The 7,139-nt window shown below is 62.1% G+C and carries 5 protein-coding genes and 1 pseudogene; 2 read left to right on the top strand and 4 right to left on the bottom strand.

The genetic code is table 11. The annotated features are described in order from the left end of the window. The first annotated feature begins 541 nt into the window (after positions 1-541). Positions 542-898, top strand: a complete 357-nt coding sequence (locus AC1DKH_RS28545; RefSeq protein WP_477800017.1) for a DUF6124 family protein — start codon at positions 542-544, stop codon at positions 896-898. Positions 899-959: 61 nt separating this feature from the next. On the opposite strand, the gene AC1DKH_RS28540 is transcribed toward AC1DKH_RS28545, so the two are convergent. Beyond that, positions 960-1,814 carry a MaoC family dehydratase gene (locus AC1DKH_RS28540; RefSeq protein WP_477800016.1) on the bottom strand — a complete coding sequence of 285 codons (855 nt, stop codon included), beginning with the start codon at positions 1,812-1,814 and terminating at the stop codon, positions 960-962. A gap of 2 nt (positions 1,815-1,816) precedes the next feature. Continuing rightward, a complete protein-coding gene (locus AC1DKH_RS28535) occupies positions 1,817-3,169 on the bottom strand; it encodes a 3-oxoacyl-ACP reductase (RefSeq protein WP_477800015.1) in 1,353 nt (450 codons plus the stop codon). 216 nt (positions 3,170-3,385) lie between these two features. Here AC1DKH_RS28535 and AC1DKH_RS28530 point away from each other — a divergent pair, with 216 nt between their 5' ends. Continuing rightward, the gene (locus AC1DKH_RS28530) at positions 3,386-4,663 is read left to right on the top strand and encodes an acetyl-CoA C-acetyltransferase (protein WP_477800014.1); all 1,278 of its coding nucleotides are present in this window, start codon (positions 3,386-3,388) and stop codon (positions 4,661-4,663) included. 141 nt (positions 4,664-4,804) lie between these two features. Here the strand turns inward: AC1DKH_RS28530 and AC1DKH_RS28525 are convergent, their stop codons facing one another. Continuing rightward, on the bottom strand, positions 4,805-5,533 hold the full coding sequence (locus AC1DKH_RS28525) for a methyl-accepting chemotaxis protein (RefSeq protein ID WP_371317838.1): 729 nt from the start codon (positions 5,531-5,533) through the stop codon (positions 4,805-4,807). Between the two features lie 129 nt (positions 5,534-5,662). Beyond that, a pseudogene (locus tag AC1DKH_RS28520) lies at positions 5,663-6,751 on the bottom strand (cache domain-containing protein); the annotation flags it as partial. Positions 6,752-7,139: the final 388 nt, after the last annotated feature.

Genomic DNA, 7,139 nt, shown 5'->3' with positions numbered 1-7,139 from the left:
CGCTCAGCCTTCCGAGGGGGCGGGTGGATCAAGATCAAGAGCTGCAGGCGAGCTAACGCTCGGCCTGATGAGTGGTGAGAAGCGTGGGTGTACGCCGATCAACTGTAGGAGCTGGCTTGCCAGCGAAGGCGGCCTGACAGCCGACCAATTTCTTTCAGATGTACTCGGTCAAATTGTGGGAGCGAGCCTGCTCGCGATGAGGTCCTGACAGTCAATCAATCCTGTGTAGTTTTCCTCAAGTCCCGAGGAAACCTCCGACATGTTTTTCAGGTTGCCCGTCGGAAGCGCGATCTCTAGCCTTTGTCAGTCGCTGAAAATTCAGCGTCCGGGCGTCGCGGCTCGATTCCTAAGGCATAATCGCTCCACCTAACAACAACACAATCTTGTGTCTGTCGTTCTGTGTCATGGCGACTGTGCGCGGGATACCTTCGGGTATGCCGAGCTGCCTCTGGGATCGGTCCGCGAACCCGCGTACAGCTGCCACCCCAAATTGCTTCGCGGCAATTTGGACGTGGCTCCATTTCATCCCAGAGGTGCAACGATGATCAAACCAACCCCAAATCCCCCCGAAACCGACGACGTTTCCCCATACCATTCCCCCCACTCAAACAAACTCCACGAAGCCGCCGACCGCGCCCTCGACCACTACCTCAATCCACCCAGGCAACCTGTCACCCACAAGCCCAGCACGATGTTCGTCATTGCCCCGCACATCGACACCGAGACCCTGCTGGCCCACGCCTGTGAATCACTGGCGTCGGCGAGTGTGATGGCGAGTGATTTCGCGGGGTTTCTTGAAGGCTCGCAGCGCAACACTCTGCTGGGGATTGCGCAGGTGATCATGCTGGGTGAGCTGGCGGTGAACCGGGCGTTGGATAATCTCGATCCGCAAGACTGACCACGCAGCTTTTGTGGCGAGGGAGCAAGCCCCCTCGCCACAGACATCGGTTTTATCAGGATCAGGCAACCGGCCGCCAGTGCCCGACCATATGCTCCAGATCCCCGGCACCCACCAATTGCAGATCCCCGCTCGGTCCCGGCGCACTGGCCAGTAACGTCACCTCACCGGGTAACCGTACCGGCTTCTTGAACTGCACTGCGATCTCGACATTCGCTGCAGGTAGATGCCCGGCCAGCGCAGCCAGCGTGCGCGCCTTGTTCCACAGGCCATGGGCGATGGCGGTCGGGAAACCGAAGAGCCGGGCGCTGGCCGCGCTGAGGTGAATCGGGTTGTAGTCGCCGGACACCTTGGCGTATTGCCGGCCGATGTCCGAGGGCGCTCTCCAGTGCTCGACTTCGCTCAGGGCCAGGCTCGATTCCAGGTTCTCTTCGAGCGGTTCACCCTCGAGTTTGACGCCGCGACAGAGCATCCGGCTTTCTGCTTCCCACAACGGCCCCAACTGATCGTCGAGGCTGGTCAACAAATCGAACGTCGCGCCTTTGGCGTGGGGTTGCAGGTTCTGCACTTGCACGCTGACGCGCACCCGATTCACCCCGCCCATGGGGCGCAGTACACGAATGCGATTGCTCAGGTGTATCAGGCCCAGCAGCGGGAACGGGAAGTCCCTGGCCGTGAGCAACTGCATCTGCAAGGCAAACCCGAGGATGTGCGGGTAGGTCGGCGGTAGCAGGCCGTTGTCGGCGAAACCACAGACCTTACGATAGGCCGACAGGCGCTTGGGATCGACTTCGACCCAGCAACGCAAGCCCGAATCGGGCAGGGTGGTGCCGGTGATTTTGCGCCGTGTCGCCGCTCGTGCGTACAACCCCGGCAAGCTGGGTTCGCGGTTGAGTGTGTGCCAGTCGGTGATCATCCTTAAGCCCCCAGAGCGCTTTGCCCACACACGCGCAACGCTTGCCCGGTAAACGCGCCGGTGCCCGGTTGCGCGAGCCAGGCCACGGCTTCGGCGACGTCTTGTGGCAAGCCGCCTTGGCCAAGCGAACTCATGCGCCGTCCGGCTTCGCGCAGGCCGAAGGGAATGTGCGCGGTCATCTGCGTTTCGATGAAGCCCGGCGCCACGGCGTTGATGCTGATGCCGCGCTCGTGGAGCAGTGGCGCCCAGGCTTGCGCCAGGCCAATGAGCCCGGCCTTGCTCGCGGCGTAATTGGTTTGCCCGCGATTGCCGGCGATGCCGCTGATGGACGCCAGCAGTATCACCCGGCCGTTGTCGTGCAGGGTGCCGCTGTCGAGCAGGGCTTTGGTCAGCACTTGCGGCGCATTGAGGTTGACCGCCAGCACGGCGTCCCAGTATTCGGGGGTCATGTTGGCCAGGGTTTTGTCACGAGTGATGCCGGCGTTGTGCACCACGATGTCAAGGCCGTCGGGCAACTGTTCGATCAACTGCGCGGCGGCGTCTTCGGCGCAGATGTCGAGGGTGATGCTGCGCCCACCGAGGCGTGCGGCGAGGGCTTCGAGATCGGTTTTGGCCGGGGGCACGTCGAGCAGGATGACGTCGGCACCATCACGGGCCAGGGTTTCCGCGATGGCGGCACCGATACCGCGTGCTGCGCCGGTGACCAGTGCCTTGCGCCCGGCGAGCGGGCGTGTCCAGTCGGTGACTGGCGTTGAGCACGCATTCAAGCGAATGACCTGCCCGGACACGAAGGCGCTTTTCGGTGAGAGGAAAAACCGCAGCGGGCCTTCCAGTTGCGCCTCGGCACCTTCGCCGACGTAGATCAATTGCAAGGTGCCACCGCTGCGCAACTCCTTGGCCAGCGAACGGCTGAAACCTTCCAGGGCACGCTGCGCACTGGCGGCGAACGGGTCGCGCAGGCTTTGCGGATCGCGTCCGAGAATCACCAGGTGTGCGCAGTGTTCGAGGTTCTTCATCAGCGGCTGGAAGAACTCGCGCAGTTGCTTGAGCTGGTCGGTGTGCAGCAGGTCACTGGCATCGAACACCACAGCCTTGAGTTTCGGTCCATGGCCGGGAATCCAGGCCGTGGCCATCGAAGGCTCGGCGCCGTAGCTGTAGATCACGTCGGTCAGGCGGTTGGCGAAGGCGCTGACGTGTTCCGCCAACGGCCCGCCGCCGATCAACAACGCACCTTCCACGGGCCGCAGTCGGCCTGCTTGCCAGCGCTCCAGCCTGGTCGGCGCCGGCAGCCCCAGGGTGCCGAGCAGGCGATGGCCGATGGACGAATTGGCGAAGTCGATATAGCGGTCAGACATGGAACACGCTCCGAATGCTGGGGATCAAAGTGTGGACCATGAATGGCTATCAGTCGTTCGATCCACGAGATAAGGCCTACGCTTGGTCATTGTAGGAGCTGCCGAAGGCTGCGATCTTTTGACTTGGCTTTTTGGAATCAAGATCAAAAGATCGCAGCCTTCGGCAGCTCCTACAGGGGGTAGTTTCAATTTTGGCTATTTCATCAGGAGCATTTCATGACCCAACTGCGCCGCGTCGCGATTATCGGCGGTAACCGGATTCCCTTCGCCCGCTCCAATGGCCCCTACGCCACGGCCAGTAACCAGGTGATGCTCACCGCCGCCCTCGAAGGCCTGATCGAACGTTACAACCTGCACGGCCAACGCATCGGCGAAGTGGTCGCCGGGGCCGTGCTCAAGTTGTCGCGGGACATGAACCTCACACGCGAGTGCGTACTCGGTTCGCGACTGTCGCCGGCCACTCCGGCCTATGACATCCAGCAGGCGTGCGGCACCGGGCTGGAAGCGGCGTTGCTGGTGGCGAACAAGATTGCCCTGGGCCAGATCGACTGCGGCATTGCCGGTGGCGTGGACACCACCTCGGATGCGCCGATCAGTGTCAGTGAGGGCCTGCGCAAAATCCTCCTGCAAGCCAACCGCTCGAAAACCACCGGCGACAAACTGAAAACCTTCCTGCAGTTGCGTCCCAAGCATCTGATCCCCGAATTCCCGCGCAATGGCGAGCCGCGCACCGGGTTGTCCATGGGCCAGCATTGCGAGCTGATGGCCCAGACCTGGAACATCCCTCGCCAGGCACAGGATCAATTGGCGCTCGAGAGCCATCAGAAACTGGCCGCGTCCTACGCCGAGGGCTGGCACAACGACCTGATGACGCCATTTATGGGCCTCACTCGCGATAACAACCTGCGCCCGGACTCCACGCTGGAAAAGCTCGCCGCGCTCAAACCAGCCTATGAGAAAAGCGCCAAGGGCACCCTGACCGCAGGCAACTCCACGCCGCTGACCGATGGCGCGTCACTGGTGCTGCTGGGCAGTGAGGAATGGGCCAAGGCACGCGGGTTACCGATTCTTGCCTACTGGCGCGACGGCGAAGCGGCGGCGGTGGATTTCGTCAACGGTGCCGAAGGGTTGTTGATGGCGCCGGTCTACGCCGTGCCACGTTTGCTAGCGCGCAATGGCCTGACCTTGCAGGATTTCGACTACTACGAAATCCACGAAGCCTTCGCCGCGCAAGTGCTGTGCACATTGAAGGCCTGGGAAGATCCGCAGTATTGCAAAACCCGTCTCGGCCTCGATGCGCCATTGGGCTCGATTGACCGCTGCCGACTCAACGTCAAAGGCAGTTCCCTGGCGGCGGGGCACCCGTTTGCCGCCACCGGCGGGCGCATCGTCGCCAACCTGGCGAAGTTGCTGGATGCGGCGGGCAAGGGACGGGGACTGATTTCGATCTGCGCGGCGGGCGGGCAGGGGGTGACTGCCATTCTCGAACGTTGAACAAGAATGCCGTTGTTTCTGTTTCGACCGTGAGATCGCCTTCGCTGGCAAGCCAGCTCCTACAGGTTGGGCCGCTGCGCAACACGTGTAGGAGCTGGCTTGCCAGCGAATGGCCGCGAAGCGGCCACCCGACAATAGGGATCAGGTACGGAACCTGCGCACCAACCCGTCCAGCTCATTCGACAACCCGGCCAGGCTCTGGGAATCCAGGCGCGCCGAGTTGGCCAGTTCTGCCACCAACTGCGCATCGCCATGGATCTGGCTGATGTGCCGGTTGATGTCTTCGGCCACTTGATGCTGTTGTTCCGCCGCCGTGGCGATCTGGGTGTTCATGTCGCGGATCACGTCCACCGACTCACGAATCTGCCCGAAGCTGTTGCGCGCCTCGCCGATGCGCGTCACCGATTGCTGGGACACTTCCAGGCTGGCGTGCATCTGCTGGGTCACCTGGCTGGTGCGTTTGGCCAGATTGCCCAGCAGCCCGTCGATTTCCGCCGTGGAGTCGGCCGTGCGCTTGGCCAGGGCTCGCACTTCGTCAGCCACCACGGCAAAGCCGCGCCCCTGTTCACCGGCACGGGCCGCTTCGATCGCGGCGTTCAGCGCCAGCAGGTTGGTCTGTTCAGCGATCGAGCGGATGGTCCCCAGGATCGACTGGATGTCGTTGCTGTCGCGTTCGAGCTGTTGCATCGACTGGGCCGACTGTTCGATTTCCTGGCTCAGGCGATCAACGCTGTTCACCGCCGCATCGATCTGCTGCTGACCTTCGCGCGCCTGGCGCTGGCCACTGTCGGCAGACTCCGCCGCCTGGCTGCAAGAGCGCGCGACTTCGTTGGCGGTGGCGACCATTTCGTGGAACGCCGTGGAGACCATGTCCACCGCTTCACGCTGGCGTCCGGCGGCCTCGGCCATGTCGCTGGAGACCTGGGTCGAACTCTTGGACGTGGCGAGGATCTTGCTCGCCGCGCCGCCGATGTTCTGGATCAGGTTGCGAATCGCGGTCAGGAACTGGTTGAACCAGTTGGCCAGTTGCGCGGTTTCATCGTTGCCACGGATTTGCAGGTTCTGGGTCAGGTCGCCTTCGCCCTGGGCGATGCCTTCCAGGCCGCTGGCCACGCTGCGGATCGGGCGCACGATGAGGCTGGCAAAACTGGCGCCGACGATGGCGAAGATGACGGCCAGGACGGCGGCGATGATGGCGATCAACCAGGTCAACTGGGTCGCGGAGCTCATCACGTCGTCCTGTTTGATCAGGCCGATGAAGGTCCAGCCTAGTTGCTCCGATGGCCAGACGTTGGCCATGTAGTGCTCGCCGTTCAGCTCCACTTCCACCAGGCCCTTGCCGGCCTTGGCCAGTTGCGCGTAGCCGTCGCCAAGGCTGTTCAGCGGTTTGAAGTTGTGTTCCGGTTGTTTCGGATCCACCAGGACCATGCCGGTGTTTTCCAGCAGCATCAGGTAGCCGGTTTCACCGAGCTTGATCTGCTTGACGATTTCGGTGAGCTGCTTGAGCGTCACGTCGATGCTGACCACACCGCCGTTGGTGCCCAGTTTGTTGTCGATGGTGCGCACGGTGCTGACGTAGGTCGCGTCGTCCTGGGCCCAGTAATAGGCCTCGGTGCGCAACGGCTTGCCCGGTTTGGCCTGGGCCGCCTTGTACCAGGGGCGCTGGCGCGGGTCGTAATTGTTCAACTTCGGATCATCCGGCCACGACACGTAGCCGCCCGCCGCCGTGCCGAGGATGGCGTAGGCGTAGGCCGGGTGGCTGTTGCCCAAGTCCTGGAGCAGGGTGAAGACTTTCTTGTCCGCCTCGCCCTGAGGGACGCTCTCGGCGTTGGCGGCCATGTAAGTCTTGAGGCTGTCGTCGGAGTTTCGGATCAGCGGCTGCCTGGCCAGGTAATCGACGTTCTGGCTGATGCCGTCAAAGAACAATTGCATGGCGTTGCTGACCTGACGAATCTCGCGGGCACTGCCGTCGACGAATTCGTCCCTGGCATCACTGCGCAGGTTCAGCACAACGAGGGTGGCGACCAGCACCACGGGCAGGCAGGCGATGATTGCAAACGCCCAGGTCAACTTCTGTTTGATGTTCATCCGCGCTCCAGATTTTCTTATAGGCCCACGCAGTGCAGATGACTCGCGGTTTATTGGCAGGCGTAAACGTTCTTGGTCAACCCGGGTCCTTGAGTGCGGCATCGCCATTATTGGGGGCGCGATTGTCGGACAAATCACTTTGTCACTAAGGACTTCGGCTGTAGTCGGAGGAAATTGAGGCCCGATGGGAAAAATCCTACGGAAGGTGTGAGTTGTGATGTCAGCTCCTGTCGCTATTGCCCTCAATACCCTTGCACAACAAGTGACGCAGGCTCGGCTATGATCTGGAGCGAGCCGTGACGGTCGTCGGTTTTTCCTGATGGAATCGGCACATTGTGCGCTTGTGCAATACTCATAAGTCGGTAACCCCTCCCCCCCGTGGGTGGAT

This window comes from Pseudomonas sp. 05L36 (assembly GCF_056398125.1).
This window is presented reverse-complemented; position numbering and strand designations above follow the sequence as displayed.

Excerpts from the sequence above, each read along its gene's own strand:
- AC1DKH_RS28530 (WP_477800014.1), top strand. The coding sequence starts at position 3,386 with ATGACCCAACTGCGCCGCGTCGCGATTATCGGCGGTAACCGGATTCCC.
- AC1DKH_RS28535 (WP_477800015.1), bottom strand. The coding sequence starts at position 3,169 with ATGTCTGACCGCTATATCGACTTCGCCAATTCGTCCATCGGCCATCGC.
- AC1DKH_RS28545 (WP_477800017.1), top strand. The coding sequence starts at position 542 with ATGATCAAACCAACCCCAAATCCCCCCGAAACCGACGACGTTTCCCCA.
- AC1DKH_RS28540 (WP_477800016.1), bottom strand. The coding sequence starts at position 1,814 with ATGATCACCGACTGGCACACACTCAACCGCGAACCCAGCTTGCCGGGG.
- AC1DKH_RS28525 (WP_371317838.1), bottom strand. The coding sequence starts at position 5,533 with ATGGTCTCCACGGCGTTCCACGAAATGGTCGCCACCGCCAACGAAGTC.